Source organism: Aeromonas popoffii, from assembly GCF_000820025.1.
Lineage (GTDB): Bacteria > Pseudomonadota > Gammaproteobacteria > Enterobacterales > Aeromonadaceae > Aeromonas > Aeromonas popoffii.
In genome coordinates this window covers 51,090-72,938 of the sequence record NZ_CDBI01000091.1, presented here as the reverse complement: position 1 = coordinate 72,938, position 21,849 = coordinate 51,090, and the positions used below count along the sequence as shown (strand labels likewise).

21 protein-coding genes are annotated in these 21,849 nt (G+C 61.1%); 5 read left to right on the top strand and 16 right to left on the bottom strand.

Annotated features, from left to right (window positions below):
- Nucleotides 1-37: 37 nt before the first annotated feature.
- The 3 genes from BN1129_RS19205 to nudE all read right to left on the bottom strand — a co-directional run bounded on the left by BN1129_RS19205 (nt 38) and on the right by nudE (nt 3,189).
- Nucleotides 38-1,309, bottom strand: a complete 1,272-nt coding sequence (locus tag BN1129_RS19205) for an aromatic amino acid transport family protein (protein ID WP_042038709.1) — start codon at nt 1,307-1,309, stop codon at nt 38-40.
- A 404-nt stretch (nt 1,310-1,713) separates the two neighbouring features.
- Nucleotides 1,714-2,535 (bottom strand): 3'(2'),5'-bisphosphate nucleotidase CysQ, encoded by an 822-nt coding sequence (gene cysQ / locus BN1129_RS19200; protein ID WP_042038708.1) that lies wholly within the window; start codon nt 2,533-2,535, stop codon nt 1,714-1,716.
- Nucleotides 2,536-2,580: 45 nt separating this feature from the next.
- Nucleotides 2,581-3,189: an ADP compounds hydrolase NudE gene (gene nudE / locus BN1129_RS19195; RefSeq protein ID WP_042038707.1), complete on the bottom strand. Its 609-nt coding sequence runs from the start codon at nt 3,187-3,189 to the stop codon at nt 2,581-2,583.
- A 158-nt stretch (nt 3,190-3,347) separates the two neighbouring features.
- Between nudE and yrfG the strand changes: the two genes are divergently transcribed.
- The gene (gene yrfG, locus BN1129_RS19190) at nt 3,348-4,016 is read left to right on the top strand and encodes a GMP/IMP nucleotidase (RefSeq protein WP_042038705.1); all 669 of its coding nucleotides are present in this window, start codon (nt 3,348-3,350) and stop codon (nt 4,014-4,016) included.
- 288 nt (nt 4,017-4,304) lie between these two features.
- On the opposite strand, the gene tyrS is transcribed toward yrfG, so the two are convergent.
- Nucleotides 4,305-5,573, bottom strand: coding sequence for a tyrosine--tRNA ligase (gene tyrS / locus BN1129_RS19185; RefSeq protein WP_042038704.1), 1,269 nt, complete (start codon nt 5,571-5,573; stop codon nt 4,305-4,307).
- A gap of 159 nt (nt 5,574-5,732) precedes the next feature.
- Here tyrS and BN1129_RS19180 point away from each other — a divergent pair, with 159 nt between their 5' ends.
- A complete protein-coding gene (locus tag BN1129_RS19180; protein WP_042038702.1) occupies nt 5,733-6,554 on the top strand; it encodes a helix-turn-helix domain-containing protein in 822 nt (273 codons plus the stop codon).
- A 61-nt stretch (nt 6,555-6,615) separates the two neighbouring features.
- Here the strand turns inward: BN1129_RS19180 and exeN are convergent, their stop codons facing one another.
- The 12 genes from exeN to exeC form a co-directional block, all read right to left on the bottom strand.
- Nucleotides 6,616-7,374: a GspN family type II secretion system protein ExeN gene (gene exeN / locus BN1129_RS19175; RefSeq protein ID WP_042038701.1), complete on the bottom strand. Its 759-nt coding sequence runs from the start codon at nt 7,372-7,374 to the stop codon at nt 6,616-6,618.
- Nucleotides 7,375-7,471: 97 nt separating this feature from the next.
- Nucleotides 7,472-7,963: a GspM family type II secretion system protein ExeM gene (gene exeM / locus BN1129_RS19170; RefSeq protein WP_042038700.1), complete on the bottom strand. Its 492-nt coding sequence runs from the start codon at nt 7,961-7,963 to the stop codon at nt 7,472-7,474.
- Nucleotides 7,960-9,144 carry a GspL family type II secretion system protein ExeL gene (gene exeL / locus BN1129_RS19165; protein WP_157013482.1) on the bottom strand — a complete coding sequence of 395 codons (1,185 nt, stop codon included), beginning with the start codon at nt 9,142-9,144 and terminating at the stop codon, nt 7,960-7,962. The genes exeM and exeL overlap by 4 nt, the downstream gene beginning before the upstream one ends.
- A 121-nt stretch (nt 9,145-9,265) precedes the next feature.
- A complete protein-coding gene (gene exeK, locus BN1129_RS19160) occupies nt 9,266-10,291 on the bottom strand; it encodes a GspK family T2SS minor pseudopilin variant ExeK (RefSeq protein ID WP_042038697.1) in 1,026 nt (341 codons plus the stop codon).
- On the bottom strand, nt 10,281-10,940 hold the full coding sequence (gene exeJ / locus BN1129_RS19155; RefSeq protein ID WP_042038696.1) for a GspJ family T2SS minor pseudopilin variant ExeJ: 660 nt from the start codon (nt 10,938-10,940) through the stop codon (nt 10,281-10,283). The genes exeK and exeJ overlap by 11 nt, the downstream gene beginning before the upstream one ends.
- A gap of 65 nt (nt 10,941-11,005) precedes the next feature.
- Nucleotides 11,006-11,365, bottom strand: coding sequence for a GspI family T2SS minor pseudopilin variant ExeI (exeI, locus tag BN1129_RS19150; protein ID WP_042038694.1), 360 nt, complete (start codon nt 11,363-11,365; stop codon nt 11,006-11,008).
- A 91-nt stretch (nt 11,366-11,456) separates the two neighbouring features.
- Nucleotides 11,457-12,023 (bottom strand): GspH family T2SS minor pseudopilin variant ExeH, encoded by a 567-nt coding sequence (exeH, locus tag BN1129_RS19145; protein ID WP_042038922.1) that lies wholly within the window; start codon nt 12,021-12,023, stop codon nt 11,457-11,459.
- A 44-nt stretch (nt 12,024-12,067) separates the two neighbouring features.
- A complete protein-coding gene (gene exeG, locus BN1129_RS19140) occupies nt 12,068-12,499 on the bottom strand; it encodes a GspG family T2SS major pseudopilin variant ExeG (RefSeq protein ID WP_042038692.1) in 432 nt (143 codons plus the stop codon).
- 151 nt (nt 12,500-12,650) lie between these two features.
- Nucleotides 12,651-13,871: a GspF family T2SS innner membrane protein variant ExeF gene (gene exeF / locus BN1129_RS19135; protein WP_042038690.1), complete on the bottom strand. Its 1,221-nt coding sequence runs from the start codon at nt 13,869-13,871 to the stop codon at nt 12,651-12,653.
- A 111-nt stretch (nt 13,872-13,982) separates the two neighbouring features.
- The gene (gene exeE, locus BN1129_RS19130; RefSeq protein ID WP_042038689.1) at nt 13,983-15,488 is read right to left on the bottom strand and encodes a GspE family T2SS ATPase variant ExeE; all 1,506 of its coding nucleotides are present in this window, start codon (nt 15,486-15,488) and stop codon (nt 13,983-13,985) included.
- Complete coding sequence (exeD, locus tag BN1129_RS19125) at nt 15,488-17,518, bottom strand: GspD family T2SS secretin variant ExeD (RefSeq protein ID WP_042038688.1); 2,031 nt, start codon at nt 17,516-17,518, stop codon at nt 15,488-15,490. Before exeD ends, exeE begins: the two co-directional genes overlap by 1 nt.
- Before the next feature lie 21 nt (nt 17,519-17,539).
- The gene (exeC, locus tag BN1129_RS19120; RefSeq protein WP_280136045.1) at nt 17,540-18,388 is read right to left on the bottom strand and encodes a GspC family type II secretion system variant ExeC; all 849 of its coding nucleotides are present in this window, start codon (nt 18,386-18,388) and stop codon (nt 17,540-17,542) included.
- Nucleotides 18,389-18,602: 214 nt separating this feature from the next.
- On the opposite strand from exeC, the gene hslR reads away from it, so the two are divergent.
- From hslR to pckA, 3 genes are all read left to right on the top strand, one after another.
- Entirely contained in the window at nt 18,603-19,001 is a 399-nt protein-coding gene (hslR, locus tag BN1129_RS19115; protein WP_042038685.1) for a ribosome-associated heat shock protein Hsp15, read from the top strand.
- A 108-nt stretch (nt 19,002-19,109) separates the two neighbouring features.
- Nucleotides 19,110-19,994 (top strand): Hsp33 family molecular chaperone HslO, encoded by an 885-nt coding sequence (gene hslO, locus BN1129_RS19110; RefSeq protein WP_042038683.1) that lies wholly within the window; start codon nt 19,110-19,112, stop codon nt 19,992-19,994.
- A gap of 149 nt (nt 19,995-20,143) precedes the next feature.
- On the top strand, nt 20,144-21,769 hold the full coding sequence (pckA, locus tag BN1129_RS19105; protein WP_042038682.1) for a phosphoenolpyruvate carboxykinase (ATP): 1,626 nt from the start codon (nt 20,144-20,146) through the stop codon (nt 21,767-21,769).
- Nucleotides 21,770-21,849 lie beyond the last annotated feature (80 nt).

Below are 21,849 nucleotides of genomic sequence, written 5' to 3'. Positions count from 1 at the left end.
CGGGGTCGCCTCTCTCATTTTTTGCCGCAGCTCGCTGTTACTTCAACAGGCTGAAGATCAGCGCCGAGACCGCAAGCGACCCGGTCAGCAGGATAAAGCCGTTGGTCCAGCCGTGACGGAAGCGGGCCAGCGCCTCCACCTTGTAGATCGCAATCACCGGCATGATGAACAGGATCATGGCGATGACCGGGCCGGAGAGGGTCTCCATCAGTCCCAAAATGCCCGGGTTGATCACGGCGGCGCCCCAGATGGCGAAGAACATCAGGGCGATGCCCAGCTTGTCCGCCTTGGCCTGCGGCAGGCCAGTGGGCTTGGCGATCAGGCTTTTGAGGCTTTCGCGGGCACCGAGGAAGTGGCCGAGGAAGGAGGAGCTAATGGCGATAAAGGCGATGAGCGGCCCCAGGGTCACGATAACCGGGTTGTCGGTGATGTTGGCGAGGTAAGAGAGCACAGAGACGTTCTGGGCCTTGGCCTCAGCCAGCTGGGCTGGCGAGAGGCTCAGCACGCAGGAGAAGACGAAGAACAGCACGAAGCCCACCAGCATTACTGTGGTGTTGCGCAGGATCAGGCCGCTCTTGGCTTCGGCCTGCTCGCCATATTCACGCCGCTGCACGTTGGCAAAGCCGGAGATGGCGGCAGCGTGGCTGAAGGCAAACACAGTCACTGGCAGCGCCAACCAGACGGTGTTGAGGAAGCTGACCCCTTCAAACGCGGTCACTTCCGGCCACTGCCACTGGGGGATCAGGTAGCAAGAGAGTGCCGCCAGAATGGCCGCCAGCGGATAGACCATGAAGGCAAACACCCGCAACATTGCCTTCTCCCCTGCCAGCATCACGGCAATCATGGCAAACACCAGCAGGCCGGAGAGCATCACCCGGTTCGGGGTTGCCATACCGAGCTGGTTGACCATGAAGCTCTCCACCGTGTTGGTCAGCCCAACCCCGTAGATGAGCAGGATCGGGAAGATGGAGAGGAAATAGAGCGCCGAGATGAGACGGCCAGCCATCTTGCCGAAGTGCTCCTCGGCCACCTCGGTGAAGTCGGCGTGAGGGCGTGACGAGGAGAGCACGAAGCGCGCCAGCCCGCGGTGGGCCAGGAAGGTCATGGGACCGGCCAGCACAGCCACTATGACCAGGGGCCAGATCCCGCCCAGACCCAGATTGATGGGCAGAAACAGGATGCCGGCGCCAACGGCGGTGCCAAACAGGCTGATGACCCAGTGGGTGTCGTGACGGCGCCAACGGGTGGCGCTGGCAACGGCGGGCTGGGAAGCGGACAAATCCTTTACGACATCTACAGATAAACTCATTACCAATCCACATTTTGTCAGTATTTTAATCTGTTCCTATTGTGGTTTATTAGGATTTAATTCTCAAAAAGCGAGACTGAAACATATCACTGCCATTACTGGCCTTAGCCAGTGAGATTGGGAATCCAATCGGGGGCACATAACCTGGTAAAACTGCACAAACCAAACATGGCGAAATATAAAACCAAATTTTCATTCATACTTACTTTTTTATTTTGGACAACAGAGCGTTTTCAGAATTACCTGAAAAAATGCCAATTACCGCTGAACGCTCGTGATCATCCACTGTCATTCTCGTACTTTGCCAGCGGATATCCCTGCTCATCTGCGATGAAACTAGCGGATCACACCAAACAAACAGGCGGCCATGAGGCCGCCTGTTTGTGTCGTCTGGCGACAGATGATCAACCCGCCGGACGAGCCAGGATCTTGCCCCAAGCGAGATCCGGGTCCCCCATCACGATGAAGTCCGGGTTCTCCAGCGACTCGGTTTCGTTGTAACTGAGCGGCTGCAGCGTCAGGCTGAGGATGCGACCACCCGCCGCCTCGACGATGCACTGGGCAGCGGCGGTGTCCCACTCGCCAGTGGGACCGAGCCGCACGTAGCAGTCGGCCGCCCCTTCTGCCACCAGGCAGGACTTGAGGGAGCTGGAACCGAGCGGGATCAGCTCGTAGTTGATGGCAGGATTGAGGCGACGGGTCAGGGTCTCCAGCTTCTGGCGACGGCTGATGGCCACCACCAGCGAATCGGGCTGGTTGTGTTCGTGCTGCATGGCGCTGATGGGCAAGGTTTCGCCATTCACCTCCTTGAAGGCGCCGTGGCCACGCACCGCCCAGTAGAGCACATCGGACTCGGGAGCGTAGATGACACCGAGCACAGGCACATGGTCCCGCACCAACGCGATCAGGGTGGCGAAGTCGCCGCTGCCGGCGATGAACTCCCCCGTGCCGTCGAGGGGATCCACCAGCCAATACTGCCGCCAGTTGGATCGCTGACTGAAGGGGACATCCGCCGCCTCTTCGGTCAACACGGGCACATGGGGAGTGAGCGCCGACAGCGCCTGTTTGAGGTAGGCATCGGCAGCAAGATCGGCACTGGTGACCGGGGTCGCATCCTCCTTCAGCTGACGCTCGAACTGACCGCCGTGATAGATTTCGTGAAGGATACGCCCCGCTTCGCGGGCGATCTCCTTGACCCCTGGCACCCAGGCCAACAACTCCTGCATCTTGTTATCCTCTGTTTTTATTTATTGCCTTCGCCCACGCTTGGGCTAGTTTTCCTGCTCCGCCAGCCACTTCTGGGCCAGCAACAGGGCACTGATGCTGCGCGACTCACTGAAGTCGGGTCGTGCCAGCAATTCATCGATACGGTTGAGTGGCCAGGGGATCACCTCGAGGGGCTCGGGCTCATCACCGACCCGCAGCTCCGGGAAGAGATCCCGCGCCAGCAGTATGTCCATCCGGCTGGAGAAGTAACCCGGCGCCAGCGACACCTGCTTGAGGGGGATCAGGCTGTTGGCACCGAAGCCCGCCTCTTCCATCAGCTCCCGGTTGCCCGCCTCAAAGGCATTCTCGCCCGGGTCGATCAGCCCCTTGGGGAAACCCAGCTCGTAGGAGTGAGTACCCGCCGCGTATTCGCGCACCAGCAACAGGGTGTGGGCATCAAACAAGGGCACCACCATGACGGCGCCCCGGTTGCCACCGCGCATCCGCTCGTAGACCCGCTCCTCCCCATTGCTGAATTTAAGATGCAGGGATTCCACCTTGAACAGCCGGCTCTCGGCCACGATTTCGGCCTTGAGGATCTCCGGCTTGCTCTTGTCATGCGCCATGTTCTCGACACTGAGGTATTCGGGCTTGCTCTTGTGGTGGTCACTCATCGGGCGCTGGCTGCTCGTTAAAAAATAGTGCTTCAAGAGTAAACGACTCTCACACTGAACACCACGGGACAGGGATGGCAAAGGGGGAGGAAAAATCCGCTATACTGCCGCTCCTTTTTTCCCGCGACGTTTTCGCGACACCAAGAGCAAGAGGCTGCATGTCGAACACCTTACCCTGGCACCAGATAGATACCGTGTTGCTCGATATGGATGGCACCCTGATCGACCTTCATTTTGACAACTACCTCTGGCAGCAGCTGGTACCGGCGCGTTACGCCGAGCGACTCGGCTTGCCAGCAGTGGCAGCCAAAGAGCAGATCGATCTGCACTATCACGCCGTCAGCGGCACCCTCGACTGGTACTGTGTGGATTACTGGAGCCAGACCCTGGGGCTGGACATTCGCGCCCTCAAGCAGGAGCTGCTGGAGAAGATCCGGTGGCGGCCCAACGCCATCCCCTTCCTGGCCGAGCTGCGCGCCGCGGGCAAGCAGTTGGTGCTCTTTACCAACGCCCATCCCGCCAGCCTGTCGGTCAAGGATGCGCAGCTCGGGCTTGCCGGTCATCTGGATCTGATGGTGAGTACCCACGAGCTGGGTTGGTCAAAGGAGAGCCAGCACTGCTGGCAGGCGCTGGCCGAGCGGCTGGCGTTCGATCCCGCCCGTACCCTGTTTGTGGATGACAGCGAGCGGATCCTGCGGGCCGCCGCCGACTACGGCATTGGCTATCAGCTCGCCATCCAGAACCCGGACAGTCGCCAGCCCGAGCAGAGTATTACGGCCTTCCCGGCGATCCGTGACTATGCCGAACTGCTGCCGCTGACTACTTGATACCGATAGGGGGGCAGAATTCACCGCCTTCCTCGATCTATTCCGTGACTATGCAGAATGGCTGCCGCTGACTACTTGATACCAGCACGGGGGCAGAATTCACCGCCTTCCCCGATGTATTCCGTGACTATGCAGAATGGCTGCCGCTGACAGCGTGATTCGGCTGTTGGGGTAGAGACGGGGAAACCATTGACCGCCCTCCCCTGCATACCGAGCGGCTGACAGGCCGAGGCGCACAATGGAAAGGGCTGCCCGGGCAGCCCTTGCTCGTTGATATGGCGCGGCAGGCTAGCCCACCCACGCCACCAGCCGGTACTGCTTCTTGCCCCGGCGCAGCAGCAGGTAGCGGCCAAACAGCCGATCCGCAGCATTCAGCTGCTCATCCTGCTTGATGGCGCCATTGAGACTGATGGCCCCCGCCGTCAGCAGTTCGCGGGCGATGCGCTTGGAGTTAGCCAGAGCGCAGCTGACCAGCAGGCTGACCAGATCCGTCTCGCCGCTGACGGTGCTGCTCGGCATGCCGTCCTGCGCCAGCTGGGCGAGATCGCTCTCGCCGAGGCGGGCCACGTCGCCACTGAACAGCAGCTCGCTGATGCGCTGCACCGCCGCCAGCGCCGCCTTGCCGTGCACCAGTTCGGTCAGCTCGTCCGCCAAGACCTGCTGCGCCTGCTTGCGCCCCTGTCGCTGGGCATCTTCCGCCTCCAGCTCGGCAATCTCGGCCAACGACATAACGCTGTAGTAACGCAGGAAGCGGTAGACATCCTCATCTGCGGTGCCGAGCCAGAACTGGTAGAAGGCGTAGGGCGAGGTGAGCGCCGGATCGAGCCAGACGGCCCCGCCCTCTGTCTTGCCGAACTTGGTGCCGTCCGCCTTGGTGATAAGCGGCAACGTCATGCCATACACCTGCGCCTGATGGAGGCGACGGGTGAGATCCATGCCGCTGGTGATATTGCCCCACTGATCGTTGCCGCCAATCTGCAGGGTGCAGCCGAGCCGCTGGTGCAGCACCGCAAAATCATGGGATTGCAGCAGGGCGTAGGAGAACTCGGTGAACGAGATGCCCTGATCCGGGCGGGCCAGCCGCTGGCGCACCGACTCTCGCGCCAGCATGGCATTGACCGAGAAGTGCTTGCCGATATCCCGCAGAAAATCGAGGGCGGACATCTGTCCCATCCAGTCGCCATTGTTGACCAGTTGCGGGGCCGACAGGCCCTCATCTGCGGGCAGCAGTGCCTTGATCTGGGCCGACAGGCTGGCGACCCAACCCAGCACAGTATCGCTACTGTTGAGGCTGCGCTCGGTCGCCTTGAAGCTGGGATCACCGATAAGACCGGTGGCGCCGCCCACCAGCGCCACCGGGGTGTGGCCCGCCAACTGGAAGCGGCGCAGCATCAAGAGCGGCACCAGATGACCGATATGCAGGCTGCCAGCGGTGGGATCGAACCCGCAATAGACGGTGCGCGGGGTGGCAAGATGATCGGCCAGGGCCGCCGGATCGGAATTCTGGGCCACAAGGCCGCGCTCGGTCAGCTCATCGAGCAGGTGGGGGTTGATCATGGGTGCTCCAACAGCAGGGGAAAAGCCGTCATCCTCGCCGTTCTGGCCGGTGGCGGATATGTCCCCTCGGGGACAGTTTTGCCACTCTCGTGCTAGCATCCAGCCATAGTGGGGAGCTGCTCCCCGCCACCGTGAACCCACTCGCATGACTCAACAACCATGACCCAGCCATTCGCCACAGATACCCTGACCCGCAGCATGACCGAGGTGGTCGATGCCCTGCACAGCCGTGCCTTTGCGGCGGCGCTGGTGCGCCTGATCCAGCAGCAGGTGGCGTTTGATTGCGCCCTGCTGCTCGGGGTGGGGCAGCGACCCGTCTACCTCTACGACAACCTCAACCATCAGCGGGCCCTGCTGTTTGATCGCTACCTCACCAGCCACTTCAGTCAGGATCCCTTTATGCAGGCGCTGGAACAGGGCTTGCCTGCCGGCGTCTGGACCCTGGCGCAGGTCTCCCAAGGGCGGCTCGATCCCGAATATCGCCACCACTTCTATCAGGCCACCGGCTGGCAGGAGGAGGTGGGGCTGATCCTGCCGGTGCGGGACGGGCTCACGCTCATGCTGTTTCTCGGCCGCCTCGACAAGCGCAGCACCCTGAGCCAGAGCGAGCTGGCGAGGCTGGAGCAGCTGTTTCCGCTGGTACATTCGCTGTGTCGTCAGCAGTGGCAGCAGAGCCCGCCGCTGCTGGCCCAGAGCACGGCGCTGCCTGACAGTGCCAGCCTGAAGGCGGCGGTGGCACAGGCCATCGCCAGCGTGGGCGGGGATCGACTCACCCGCCGGGAGCGGCAGGTGGCAGGTCTGCTGTTGCAGGGGCTGGATACCGAGGCGATCGCCGCCGAGCTCGGCATTGGCAGCGGCACAGTAAAGAATCACCGCAAACACCTCTACGGCAAGCTGCGCCTCGGCTCACGCGCCGAGCTGTTCAGCTTCTTTCTGAACCATCTCATCACGGCGCCAAGCGGTGAGACTGGGACCCCATAACGACACGACCCCGCCAACGCGGGGTCGTATTTATCCTTTTCCAGACCGGCAGACGATGTCGTCAGATGCGCCCCTGATAGCGCAGCGGAAAGCGCCCCTGACCATCGGGCTGACCGAGGAAGGGCAGCCCCTGCTTCATCTGCTCCGGCAGCTCGGGACCCGGTTTGAGGGTGCCCTGGAACAGGTACTGGCGATTGGGCTGCAGCTCCAGCTTGCCCTGTACCTGGACCGCCTCCGAGCCCTGCTTGAGCTCGGCCACCAGTCGGGAGTCAATGCAGGTCAGCTTGAGCTCGGGATCCCCCAGCGGCAGCTTGCCGGCCGGAGTATCGGCATAGGCACCATACCAGTGAAGGCTGCCGTAGAGGTTGTCACACCAGGGATTGCCCTGGGCAAATTGATCGACCTTGAGCTGCAGCTGACCCGCCACCGTCAGCGGGAAAGGCAGCTGCACGGGCACCCGCTCCAGCACCCAGGGCGCTGGCACGTTGAGGGTGATATCACGACCAAAGGCGGCGCCGTTCCATCCAACCACACCCTGGCCGTTGAGACCGCTGCGATCGCCAAAACGCAGGGAAACCTCGGGGGCAAAGCGCAGCAACGACCAGCCGTTGAGCTCCCAGCGCAGTTGGGTCAGCGACTCACTGGCGTATTGCAGCCGGGCGACCTGGCCGCTCCAGAGGGTGCCGCTCACCCCTTCCAGCTGCACCTGGTTGGGTGGCAGCGGCAGATGGCGAACCACCAGGGTGGCTGGCAGTTTCACCAGCAGAAAACCGAGATAGGCCACCAGGAAGAGGGCAGCGATCAGTACTTTTTGCTTCATAGAAAACGACTCGATTGCAAATATCTGGCCTTGGCCAGGCCCGGTACCACACCGGGACGAGATGCCGGAAACCGGACGGCGCTCAGCCCGCTTGCTGTCATTGGGGACGACTCAGCTGCAAGCGTCTGACCTTGACCAGACCCGGCGCCAGATTCTCGCGGGCCACCTCGATGACCTGCACCTGTACGCCATACTGATCGGCCAGGGTCGCCAGCCAGATCAGCAGATCATCGAACTGAACCGTATCGATCCACACCTGCAGCTCCTGACCCTGGGGTTGCAGACGGGCAATCTTGATCTTCTGGTTGAAAGCGGTGCGGTTCACCACCCCTTCCAGGGTTCCGCTGGTGTCGATCTGGCGGCCCTGACCGCCCTGCATCGCCAGCACCTCTTCCCCCTTCTCTTTCAGCCAAGCGAGCGTCTGTTGCTGGCTCAGCACCTGCCGCTCGCGCTCGGCGATGCGGTTGTCGATGGGTTGCCAGACCATCCAGTAGCAGAGCCCGATCAGCAGGCAGCTGCCACCCACGGCCACCAACCGCTGCTCGCGAGCACTGATGCTGCGCCACCAGCCTTGTAATTTGTCCATCATGATGATTTACCCTTCAGCACCAGTGTCCCTTCAACCTTGCCCTCTGTGCTGCGCACCTCGCCCTGCTGCACCGAGAAACGCTTGCCCGCCAGTTCGCGAAAGCGCTCTATCTCGGCGAAACCGGGTGCCGTGACCTGCAATCTCAACTCGCCCCGCGCGGCGTCGAAACGCAACACCTGTGGCTTGAGCCCCGGCACCTCGGCAAAGGTGGGAGCCAGTTCGGTCAGCAGCAAGAGCACGCCATCCTGCGGGGTCTGTCCCAGTAACTTGAGATGCTGTGCCATCTGGCTGCGCACGTTGACGATGCGGTTTTCCCCCGGGAAGATGCGGGTGTAGACCTGCCGGATCTCGGCCTTGAGGGCCTTGTCCTGCTCCGTCAGCTGATAAAGATGCACACCGCGCTGGGTCAACGCCACCAACAGCAAGAGCCCGGCCACCACGGCCACCTTGCGCCACTGCAGCCAGTAGCGGGAGTATTCGGTCTGCGGCCGGTAGGGGCCCTGCAACAGGTTGGCCTGGCAGTTCAGCGCCCCTTTGGCCAGCAGCAGCATGGGCAGTTCGGGATCCGCCGCCAGCCAGTTGGCCGCCGGGATCGCCGGCAAGGGAGTATGGCTGTGGATGGTGACGGGGTCGGCCTCCGCCGCCAGCAACATGGCCAGCAGCGATTCATCGGCCACTATGCCCTGACAGGGGCCCTGACGCAGCAGCCACTCCTTGCCAAGCTGCAGGGCAGACCAGCCGTCGGCGGTGGGCGGCAAGGCCAGCACGTCCGGCAACAGCTGCTGGCTCTTGAGGCCCGCCTCCTGCAACCAACCCAGCCAGATCTGCATCTTCTCCTTGTCGACCGCCATCAGGTCCACATCGTGGCCCTCGTGGCCCAGCACCACCAGATGCAGTCCATCCACATCGGATGCGATTTGCTCCTCCAGCAGGTAGGGCAAGGCGGCGGCGGCCTGGCGACTGTATTTGCCCGGCAGGCTCACCCGCCGGAAGATAAGATCGCTGCCCGGCACCAGGGTCACCACGGGGCGACCACCGGCGCGCTCCTGCAGCTCACTCAGGGCATGGGCCGAGGCCAGGGTGCCGGAGGCAATGATCTCCTCCTCCTTGGCCGACCACACCAGCCACTCGACCGGTTGCTGCGCATTGGTCCCCAAACGGATGACCAGACTCTCGCTCACAAATATCTCTCCTGCCATTCCCGTCCGCATCCCTCTGGATGGGCGGGAGCGCAGCCCTCGGCTGCTGTCCAATACGAGGTCAGGGCGGGTACGGCCAGTCGCCGCTCCCCACACCTGTTTGTCATTCGGCGCCGCCATTGAGGCGACGCAGCATCACCAGCTTGTTGTCCTTGCTACGAAAAAAGACGCTCTCCAGCCTGGCCCGGGTATCACCCACCTCGGCGATCAATTTGGCCTCGAAGTAGCTGCTCTTGACGTCCAGCGCCGCATCCAGCCCCAGGATGCCGCTCACCTGCGCTGGCATCTGGTCCGTCATCTCTTTCTTGTTCTTCCACCCCTTCTGGGGGCGGCTGGTCAGCACCCGCTTGGCATCATCGAGCCCCACCTTGTCCAGATAGAGCGCCACCAGCAGCGCCGCCTGTTCCGGCTTGATGGTGTTGATGTTCACCACCAGCTTCTCGCTCGGCAGGGCGCAGACATAAGGCGCCAGCCGGGCATACAACTTGGCGCTCACACCCCGCACCGCCCTCAGCTCGTCCGTGCTGAGCATCCACTGGTTCGCGGTCAGATAAGGGGGTGTCAGCCCCTCGTAATAGGCATCCTCGGCGCCGTAGCTGGAGACCAGCGCCGTGTCCTTGTCGGTCCAGTCGCGGATGGCATCGGTCAGCTGCACCGCCTCGTAATCCTCGACCTCGAGCTGCTTGAGCAGGGCGCGAAACACCTTGACCGGATAAGGCTGCTTCTCGAGGTCCTCGCCGCTCTCCCCCTCTTTCAGGGGCACGCTCAGGCTGTTGAGGTTGAAGCAGGATTGCAGATCCCGTACCCGGCCGGTCAGCTTGCCGTCATCCACCGGGAAGACAGCATCCTGCTTGGCCCAGTTCTGACCCAGGCTCACCACATTGGGGTCATCCTTGAAATCCTGAGCCAGCACCTTGCTCACCAGGGCTTCCGCCGACATGGCATACCACCAGGCCTGCTTGCCGGCGGTAAGGTTGCCGGTACGGCGCAGCTCCAGCTGCAGGCGACCGCTCATGTTGCTGGCGATGATCACCATCACCGACAATATGAGCAGTACCACCAGCAGGGCCATGCCACCCTGACGGCGGCAAGAGTGCATGCTGCCGCCCCCTGTCCGCTTAGTTCCCATTTTCTGCTCGCTGGCCACCGGCCCCGATGAGGAACTGGCGGCGAACTGTGCCGTAATCTTCCAGATCCAGCTCCACCGCCAGGCCGTAAGGCAGCACGTTGCGCTGGGTCCACTCCTCTTTCCAGACACCCTTGTCGTAAAAATAGAACCGCAGCGCAGTCACCCGATCCAGCATGGGCTGGATGCGCGGCTCTGTGCCGATCACGGGATCCGGATAGAGGTAGCTCAGCCGCTCCAGCGTGTGATCCTTGAGGCGCCAGCCGACCCGCTGCAAACCGGATCGTGGCAGCATGCCATCCGGATTGAGCCAACCACCGCGAATGAAGGCCATGCCCCAATCGTCGCTCTGCTGGCCGAAGCGGGATGCCGCCAGCAGCACCTTGTTGTTCTCGCCGTCGATACGGCCGCTGCGGGGCACCATCTGGGTAATGTCCCGCTCCATCAGGGTAAAGGCCAGCTGCAACTCGGAGAGACGGGCCTCCTTCTTCTTGGACACCTCGTCACTGGTGAGCACCCCCTGCAGTACCTGATAGGCGCCCATGCTGAGGCTGGCGAAAATGGCGATGGCCACCAGCATCTCCAGCAGAGTAAAACCGTCCTGACGGCCGCGATATCGCACTCTCGGCCTGGGTAATGACGATGTCCGCATCGATCTCTCCCGCTGAGTGAAGCCAGACGGGTGTGCTCGCGTCGCGGATAGGTCCTTGGCTGTTGTCATCGGCTGATATAGGTCCGGAGCATGGCCACAGGGCTCTCGGCCTTGGGCGCGGTACGCACTTCCATATCCAGTGCCTTGAAGTTGTTGTCGGCGGTGGCGACGCCGCGATAGCGCCAATACCAGGTCTGCCCAGCCATCTTCTCGTCCCCTTCCACCCAGCTATCGCCGGGCCACCTGGCGTCGAGTTTCTGCTGCACCAACTGGTTTTCCGCCACCCAGGTTGCCAGCGTCTTCTCTTCCAGATAATTGAGCGCAGAGAGGTGTTCGCTGGCGGCCTTCATCACAGCCAGACCCGCGATGGCAAACACCGCCAGCGCGACCATCACTTCCAGCAAGGTCATGCCACGGGCGTTCATGTGATCACCCCCGACCCGGAGTGCCGACCCGGACCCGGTAGCGGCACCACCATCACCCCGGCCTTCAACAACAGCGTCACGCCGCCGATGTTCATTCAGCCCCCTCCTCGCCATCTTGCAACAGCTGCAAACGGCCGAATTCATCTGCCTTGACCGTACGCAGGTAGCGCACATCCTCATCCTGCTGGGTCAGGGTCAATACGAAGGGGCTGAGCTCGCCACCGGGGAAGATCAACACCTGGGGCGTGCGCTCCTTCTCGTCCCGACCCTGCTCGGTTTTCTCGTCGGACTCGCTCCGCCAGCTGAACCCTTCGAGCTCGATGGCCAGCAGCATGGTGTCAGGCAGTTGTACCTGTCCCAGGATCTTGTCGCCGGTCAGCGCCTGCCACTTTCGATCCTTGGCCCCGCGCTGCATGAACTGCCAGCCATGCTCTTCGATGCGAAGCCCCACTAGCCGGCCATCCATCACCGAATACTCCTGAGCCTGTTGCAGGGTCGCCATGAAGCGGCGCGCCTGCTTGTCGAGCTCGCGATCGCCCCTGGCGCCTCCCATGCTGAGGGTGACGGCGGTGGCCACCAGCCCCATCAGCATGGCCACCAGCAGTACCTCCAGCAGGGTGAAACCGGCTTGGCGATGACGCGATGACGAGCCCCTCACGGCTGCCTCATCCACAGTACCTTGATGGCAGCGCAATCAGTCACTTATTGGAAATCCTTCAGATTCCAGTTGCCGATGTCGTCATCGGTACCGGCTTCGCCATCCAGCCCCATGGAGAAGATATCGAGCTTGCCAAACTGGCCCGGGCTCAGCATCTGGTACGGGTTGCCCCAGGGATCCTGCGGCAGGCGCTTGATGTAACCGCCGTCACGGTAGCTACGCGGCTCGGGGGCGGCGGTCGGCTTGGTGACCAAGGCATCCAGGCCCTGCTCTGTGGTCGGGTAACGGTTGTTGTCCAGCTTGTACATGTCGAGGGCATTTTCCAGCGCCACTATATCGGAGACCGCTTTCTGCTGGTCAGCCTTCTCTTTGTTACCCATCAGGTTGGGCACCACCAGGCTGGCCAGGATCCCGAGGATCACGATGACCACCATGACTTCCAGCAGAGTAAAACCGGATTGACGACGCTTTTGCATGACTTACTCCCTAACGAAATGAGATGGCATGAACCATCAACGATTAACTGTTAAACCACGATCGTTCGATTACGCCTGCCGGCTAATCGAACCTGCGAGTTCGATTGGATTTGTAGGTTCGAATAGCGAAGCGTATTCGAACACCCGAACCTTACAGATTCACCATGTTGTTGAGCTCAAGGATCGGCTGCAGAATCGACATCACGATAAACAGCACGACCCCGGCCATGGAGACCACCAGCAGGGGCTCAAACACGCCAAGGGCGATATTCACCTGGGTTTCAAATTCCCTGTCCTGGTTGTCCGCCGCCCGCTCCAGCATGCTGTCGAGCTCGCCGCTCTGCTCACCAGAGGCGATCATGTGCAGCATCATGGGCGGGAAAATTTTGGTTTCATCCAGCGCCTTGCGCAGGCTGGTCCCCTCCCTCACCCGCTCGGTGGCCTCACTGATGCGAGTACGGGCGAAATCATTGGAGAGCACCTCACCGGCGATCTTCATCCCCTCCAGCAGGGGCACGGCGCTGGCGTTGAGTATGCTCAGGGTACGGGCGAAGCGGGCGGTGTTGAGACCACGGCTGACCCGGCCAATGACCGGCAGGCGCAGCACCACCTGATGCCAGTGACGGCGACGCTTCTCGTCGGTCAGCCACCAGCGCCAGACAAACCCGCTGATAAACAGCAGCAGCAGGAACCAGAGGCCGTAATGCTGCATCAGCTCGCTGGTGCCGATGAGGAAACGGGTCGTCGCAGGCAGTTGCTGGCCCATGTGTTCAAACTGGGCCACCACCTTGGGCACCACGGCGGTGAGCAGGATCGAGATGACCCCGACCGCCACCAGGGTGAGGACTATGGGGTAGATCATCGCCTGCAGCAGCTTGGTACGCATGTGCTGGCGCTGCTCCGTGTAGTCGGCGAGCCGGTTTAGCACCTTCTCCAGATGGCCCGATTTTTCACCGGCCGCCACCATGGAGCGAAACAGCTGATCGAACACGTGGGGGAAGGCCCCCAGCGAATCGGCCAGCGAGTAACCTTCTACCACCTTGCTGCGCACGGTTGCCACCAGACTGCGCAGGTGAGCCTTCTCGCACTGCTCGGCCACCGCCCGCAGCGCCTCTTCGATGGTGAGACCGGCACCCACCAGGGTCGCCAGCTGACGGGTGATGAGGGCCAGTTCGGAGGTGGAGGCGCCACGGCGAAACAGCACGAAGCGATTCGCTTCCCGCTTTGCTTTCTCTGTAGTCTCGTTCACCTCGAGCGGGGTCAGCCCCTGCTCACGCAGTTGCTGGCGCACCTGACGGGCCGAATCACCCTCGGTCACCCCCTGCTTCTGGCGCCCCTTGCTGTCGAGGGCTTTGTATTCAAATGCTGACAATACTCTTGCTCCTCTGCCCTAACACTGTGACGTCTCGTTATCCCGATTCAGCTAGCTGCCATCAGGCATTGTGTTCCTGAGCCTGTCCGGCCGCGCTTGCCTGACCGCACATCAATCTTCCCGGGTCACTCTCAGCACTTCTTCCAGGCTGGTCTGGCCCTTGAGCACCTTGTCGATACCGTCGCGGCGTATGCTGGGGGTATGGTCCCGGATCAATCGCTCGATGGCGAGTTCACCGCTGGCGCTGTGGATCGCCTCGCGCACCGCCTCGTCGATCACCACCAGCTCGTGAATGCCAGTCCGGCCGCGATAGCCGGTGTGGTTGCACTGCTCGCAGCCCACCGGGCGCCACACCTGCTGATCCGGTGCCAACGCCATCCCCATGGCCAGGCGCTCCTGCTCCGTGATCGGGCGCGGAGCGCGGCAATCCGGACAGAGGGTGCGCACCAGCCGCTGTGCCAGCACTGCCAAGAGCGACGAGGAGAGCAGGAAAGGCTCTATCCCCATGTCCCGCATCCGGGTGATGGCACCGATGGCGGTGTTGGTGTGCAGGGTCGACATCACGAGGTGACCGGTGAGCGACGCCTGCACCGCTATCTGGGCGGTCTCGAGGTCGCGAATTTCCCCCACCATCACTACGTCCGGATCCTGTCGCAAAATGGCGCGCAGGCCACGGGCGAAGGTCATGTCCACCTTGGTGTTGACCTGGGTCTGGCCCACCCCTTCGAGGTCGAATTCGATGGGATCCTCGACCGTGAGAATGTTGCGATCCCGGGAGTTTATCTCGGAGAGCGCCGCATAGAGGGTGGTGGACTTGCCCGAACCGGTCGGGCCCGTCACCAGAATGATGCCGTGGGGTTTGCGAATGAGTTCGCTGATGATGTTACGGTTGGCAAGCGTCATGCCAAGCTGCTTGAGCTCGAGGCGCACGTTGTTCTTGTCAAGCAGACGCAATACCACCCGCTCGCCGTAGCTGGACGGCATGGTGGAAACCCGCACGTCCACCGCCCGGCCACCGATGCGCAGCGAGATGCGGCCATCCTGCGGCACCCGCTTCTCGGCGATGTCCATCCGCGACATGACCTTGATGCGCGATACCAAAAGCGATGCCAGCTTGCGATGGGGGCGCAGTATCTCCCGCAGCACGCCATCGATGCGGAAACGAATGACCAGCACCCGCTCGAACGTCTCGATATGGATGTCAGACGCCTCCTCTTTTATCGCCTCGCTCAACATGGCGTTGATGAGGCGAATAATGGGGGCGTCATCATCGGCATCCAGCAGATCCTCGCTCTGGGGCAGCTCTTCCGCCAAGGCGAAGAAGTCCATCTCGTTGCCGAGATCTTCCATCAGCTGGCGCGCCTCGGAAGAGTCGCGCTGGTAGTGCGCCATCAACAACTCTTCAAACTCATCATTGCCGAGCTGCTCCACCTCAAAGGCGCATCCCACCACCCGCCGCACCTCCAGCAGGGTTTGCGGCGCCACCCCCGGACGGCACTGCAGCAAGGGGGTCCCCTGCCGCTCGGTCAGGACGACACCGAAGTTGCGGGCAAAGGCGAACGGCAGCTCGGGCAGGGTCGCCGGCAAACTCGTGTTATCGAGCTGGTATGCCGCCATTACTTGTTACCCACGAACGGCTGCGCTCCGTCGGCCGTCGCCTGCTGGCGCGCCTTCATCAGCTCAATCTGTTTCTGTACCTCGGGCGACTGGGCCACATCCTGGCCATATTCAGGCAGCACCTGACGTTTGGGCGAGGTGAGATAACCCTCCTGCGCGGCCGCTTCCAGCTGCTCGGCCCGGAACATGGTGTACTTGTTGCTGGATATTCCCGAGTAGACGTTGGCATCGCGCAATATGGTGGGTCGGATAAAGACCATCAGGTTGCGCTTGGACGTGGTGTTGGAAGTAGAGCGGAACAGGTAGCCCAGCACAGGGATATCGCCCAGCAAAGGCACCTTGGAGATCTCCTCCTTGGTCTGTTCATCCATCAGGCCGCCCAGCACCACGGTTTCGCCACTCTTCACCAGCACGGCGTTCTTGACGGTGCGGGTATCGAAGGTGGGGCCCAGGCCGTCCGTTCCTGTCGCTTGTTTACCCACGCTGGAGACCTCCTGCTCGATAGTGAGCAGCACAGAGTCCCCTTCGTTAATCTGCGGCGTCACCACCAGCTTGGTACCCACCGTCTTGCGCTCTATGGTGCTGAAGGTGGTGTCACCGGAGGTGGAGTTCTGGGTGCCCGTCTGCACCGGCACTTCCTGGCCGACGTTGAAGGAGGCTTCCTTGTTGTCCATGGTGACGATACTCGGAGTGGAGAGAATATCGCTCTTGGTATTGGTGGAGAGCGCCGTCACCAACATGGCCCAGTTACCCTGGTAGAAACCGGCCGCCATGCCGTTGAAATTCTCCGCCAACTTGGCAATACCCGTGGTGTTACCGTTGTCCTTGTAATCCTTGGCGGCGATGGCCACTGAACCTATGCCTGGGCCGGCATTGGTAAACTGGGTACCACCACCGTTGGTATTGGCCCACTGCACCCCGAGGTTGAGACCGTCACCGTCGGCAATTTCGACGATGATCGCCTCCACCAGCACCTGGGCACGGCGGATATCCAGCTTGGCAACCACCTGCTCCAGCTCGGCCATCACATCCGGCTGGGCCGTGATGACCAGCGCATTGGTGGTCTCGTCGGCGGAGATGGCCAACTTGCCCCCCCCTATGCTGGCGTTGCCGCCACCGGCCGTGGAGCCGCCCCCCTTCTTGTCCGCTTCTATGCTGGAGCTGACCCCTTTGAGCACCTCCACCATGTCCTTGGCTTTGCCATATTTCAGGTAGAAGACCCGAGTGTTGCCCTGGCTCTGCAGATCCCGATCGAGCTGGCGCACCATCTGTATGATGCGGGCCCGCGCCTTGGGTTCACCACTGACCACCACCGAGTTGGTGCGCTCGTCGGCCACCACCTTGGGGGCCAGCAGCAGGGAGGTGTTGCCGCCCTGACTGTTGCCATCCTTGTTGAGGTTGGTCACCAGCCGCACCATCTCGCCGGCGGAGGCATATTTCAGCTTGATGATGTCCACTTCCTGATCGCCCGCCTTGTCGACCCGGCGTACCACTTCCACCAGACGGTTGACCACAGCGGCACGGCCCGTAATGAGCAGCACATTGGAGGGATCGTAATGGACCACGTTGCCGCCACCGGCGTTGTCATTGAGCTGACGCAGCAGAGGAGCCAGTTCGCGCACCGAGACGTTACGCACCGGCACCACCCGGGTCACCATCTCGTCACCTATGCCCGGGTTGGTCTCATCCACCACAGGGATGGCAGAGGTCTTGGCATCCTTGGAGCGCACCACCTTGAGCACACCGTTATCCATAGGCACCACAGCGAAACCATAGACATCGAGCACGCTCAGGAAGAACTGGTAGTACTGCTCCTCGTTGAGCAGGTCGTAACTGCGGACGTTGATCTTGCCGCGCACCGAAGGCTCTATGATGATGGTCTTGCTCAGGTTCTTGCCGACCGTGTTGATGAACTCTTCGATGTCGGCATTCTTGAAGCTGGCAGAATACTCGGTGGCCCAGGCAGAACCTGCCATCATCAGCGCCGCCGCAACCGTGGCCAGACGCCAGCCATTCCTTTTATTTATCATTCTTGGTGCTACTCCAAATCATTATTCTGACAAGCCGACATAAACGTCATAGAGCTGTCCTTGCCGCTCGACGGTGACGGTCATTTCCGTGGCGCCAGCCACCTGCTGCATTGCCTGCATGGCCTGAGCGTTATCCCGCAAATCGAGGCCATTGATGCTGACCGCCATGTCGTTGGCGACCAGACCGAGTTGATTGAACAGCTCTGGATTGCTGCCCGGATTGAGGCGATAGCCGACCATGCGACCATCCACCCGTACTGGGGAAATATTGAGGTAATCGGTGATCTTGCCGGGGTTGCCCAGCAGTTCGGTGCGCACCGAGGAGAGCTTGTCATCCTGATTGCCCGCCTTGGGCAGTGGCTTGCCGTACTCTTCCCCGTCCAGCATCAGGGTCTCGTCCCGCCCGTCCCGCTCTATGATGACACGATCGGCAAACACCTGACGAATTTTGGCCTGGGTGCCATCGATGAAATCACCGATGCCATAGGAGTTCTGCACACCGTTGTGGGCGATGATGGCGATGGATTTGGCCGGGTCAGAACTCGCCAGCACACCGTTGAGCTGGGCGTTGAGCTGAGTCTTGGGAGCATCGGCGGCGACAGCATCGGCCGCTTGGGCCTGTTGCTTCGCCTTGCCAAACAGCGCCAGCCGGCTGATACCGCTGAGATCGAGTCGGGCCGTTCCCTGGCCCGGACTGGAGACCATGGCCGGTTGCCAGGGTTGGCTGGCTGGCTGGCTGCCGAGATCCAGCAGACGCCAGGTAAGACCGGCACACTGGTGGGCCAGCAACAGCAGCAGAAGCCAGAACAGAGGCTGGCTGAAACGGGAGAGCGGCACGGTTTTGCAACGGGCCAGAAGGGAGCTCAACAAGTCATCCCTGAACGGTAGCGTCATGTTTATCAATATATTCTGGCATCCAAATCGGTTGGCTATTGTGTACGGCAATGGACCCAGAGACAACCGACCGGATGGGATGAAGCTGCGAAAATTGACATTGCGTCACACCATAAGCCCCCCCGTTTCTATCCCGAGGCCTGCCTCTGGTATAATCAGGCTCCCCTTTCAGCCATCCCGGAGTCGATTCATGCCGAATCCCGCAGAAACCACAACCCAGGTCCGCCTCGACAAATGGTTGTGGGCGGCGCGTTTTTACAAAACCCGCAGCCTGGCCCGCGATCAGATTGAAGGGGGCAAGGTGCACTACAACGGCCAGCGCAGCAAGCCGGGCAAGGCCGTCGAAGCCGGTGCCCTCATCCGTGTCTGGCAAGGCCAGGATGAACGGGAGGTGCGGGTGCTGCAAGTGAGCGAACAGCGCAAGTCCGCACCGCTGGCCCAACTGCTCTATGAAGAGACAGCAGCCAGCCTGAAAAAACGGGCCGAAAACAGCGAGGCGCGCCGCTTCAACAGCCAGTTTGCCCCAAGCCCCGAGCGCCGCCCCGACAAGCAAGAGCGACGCCAGCTGATCAAGGTCAAGCAATACTGACTCGCCAACGTGGCCCTTTTATGACGACAGGAGGCGGGATAAGTTCCTAACCAACTGTTTAATAATATTTTTATCTATTTACCTCACCTAAGAACCCAGGAATGCATGATGAGTAACCAAGATCTCCTGTATCGCTATCTGTTTGAAGAGTACGAAGTCCGGGGTGAGCTGGTCCAGCTGGACCATACCTACCGCCACGTAGTGGAAGCCCAGAACTACCCGGTGCAGGTGCAAAAACTCCTGGGTGAGCTGCTGGTTGCCACCAGCCTGCTGACCGCCACCCTCAAGTTTGAAGGCTCCATCACGGTGCAGTTGCAGGGCGATGGCCCGGTGCGCCTCGCCGTCATCAACGGTGACAACAACCAGCAACTGCGCGGTGTGGCCCGTTTTGAGGGCGAGCTGCCAAACGATGGCAAGCTGCAGAGCCTGATCGGTGAAGGCCAGCTGATCATCACCATCACCCCGGAGCAGGGTGAACGCTACCAAGGCATCATAGCGCTGGACGCAGACACCCTGGCTGGCTGCCTGGAGCACTACTTTGCCCAGTCGGAACAGCTGGCCACCAAACTGTGGATCCGTACCGGCTACCACGAAGGCGCACCGCGTGCCGCCGGCATACTGCTGCAGGCACTGCCCGCCCAGAGCGAGGATCACAGCGCAGATTTTGATCACCTGACCCAGCTCACCGCCACCATCAAGGATGCAGAGCTGTTCGGCCTGGAAGCCGAAGAGATCCTCTACCGGCTCTACCATCAGGACAAGGTGCGGGTGTTCGATCCGCAGGCGGTCGAGTTCCGCTGCACCTGCTCCCGCGCACGCTGCGAAGGAGCCCTGTTGCAGATAGAAAAGGAAGAGGTGATGGAGATGGTGCAGGAGCTCGGCAAGATCGACATGCATTGTGATTATTGCGGCGCCCAGTACCAATTCGATGGGATCGACGTCGAAACCCTGTTCAGCAGGGCTCCCGATAATGATGCAAACAAGTTACACTAATTGAAGGCGGGCAAAACCCGCCTTTAACTTAAATAACAAAAAAACACCCTATTTTATAAAGTTTGATGGCGATCGCTAAACCCTACCACCTAAGTGATAGGATAAACGCCAGATAGAGCCCTACACACCTCTGACCCCAGGAGAATACAATGACAATCGTGGCAGAACCCACCCTGGCCCAACAATTAGAACTGGACCAGTACGGTATCAAAAACAGCCAAGAAATCGTTCGCAACCCCTCTTACGATCAGCTTTTCGCGGAAGAGACACGTTCTGACCTGGAAGGGTTCGAGCGCGGCGTGGTGACCGAGCTGGGTGCCGTCAACGTCAATACCGGCATCTTCACCGGCCGTTCCCCGAAAGATAAATATATCGTCAAAGACGCCACCACCCAGAATACTGTGTGGTGGTCTGATCAGGGCAAAAACGATAACAAAGCGATTACCCCGGAAGTGTGGTCAGATCTGAAATCCCTGGTGACCACACAACTTTCCGGCAAACGCCTGTTTGTGGTCGATGGCTTCTGCGGCGCCAACCCGGATACCCGCCTGGCCGTGCGTATCATCACAGAGGTGGCCTGGCAGGCTCACTTCGTGAAAAACATGTTCATTCGCCCGAGCGATGAAGAGCTGAAAACCTTCAAACCTGACTTCGTGGTGATGAACGGGGCCAAGTGCACCAACCCGAACTGGAAGGAGCAGGGTCTCAACTCCGAGAACTTCGTCGCCTTCAACATGACCGAGAAGATGCAGCTCATCGGTGGCACCTGGTACGGTGGCGAGATGAAGAAGGGCATGTTCTCCATGATGAACTACTTCCTGCCCCTGCGCGGCATTGCCTCCATGCACTGCTCCGCCAACGTGGGTCAGGACGGCGACGTCGCCGTCTTCTTCGGTCTCTCCGGCACCGGCAAAACCACCCTTTCCACCGATCCCAAGCGTGCGCTTATCGGCGATGACGAGCACGGTTGGGATGACCACGGCGTGTTCAACTTCGAAGGGGGTTGCTACGCCAAGACCATCAAGCTCTCCAAGGAAGCCGAGCCGGACATATACCACGCCATCCGTCGCGATGCGCTGCTGGAGAACGTGACCGTAGCCGCCGATGGCACCATCGACTTCGATGATGGCTCCAAGACCGAGAACACCCGGGTCTCCTACCCCATCTATCACATCGAGAACATCGTCAAGCCGATCTCCAAGGCGGGTCATGCCAACAAGGTGATCTTCCTGACTGCCGATGCCTTCGGTGTGCTGCCCCCTGTCTCCAAGCTGACCAAGGAGCAGACCAAGTACCACTTCCTGTCCGGCTTCACCGCCAAACTGGCCGGTACCGAGCGTGGCATCACAGAACCGACGCCGACCTTCTCCTCCTGCTTCGGCGCAGCCTTCCTCAGTCTGCACCCGACCAAGTACGGCCAGGAACTGGTGAAACGGATGGAAGCAGCCGGCGCAGAAGCCTATCTGGTCAACACCGGCTGGAACGGCACCGGCAAACGCATCTCCATCAAGGATACCCGCGCCATCATCGACGCCATCCTGGATGGCTCCATCGAGAAGGCCGAGACCAAGGTGCTGCCGATCTTCAATCTGGAAGTGCCGACCGCGCTGCACGACGTGAACCCGGCGATCCTCGACCCGCGCGACACTTATGCCAATAAGGCAGAGTGGGATGCCAAGGCCCAGGATCTGGCCCAGCGCTTCATCAAGAACTTCGAGCGCTTCACCGATAACGAAGAGGGCAAGCGCCTGATTGCTGCGGGTCCGCAGCTGTAACACCAGCCCCCTTCTCTTACCGACATCCATACCGGTCAGCCCTGCTGACCGGTATTTTTTTAACCAGAGAGCGGCGTTTG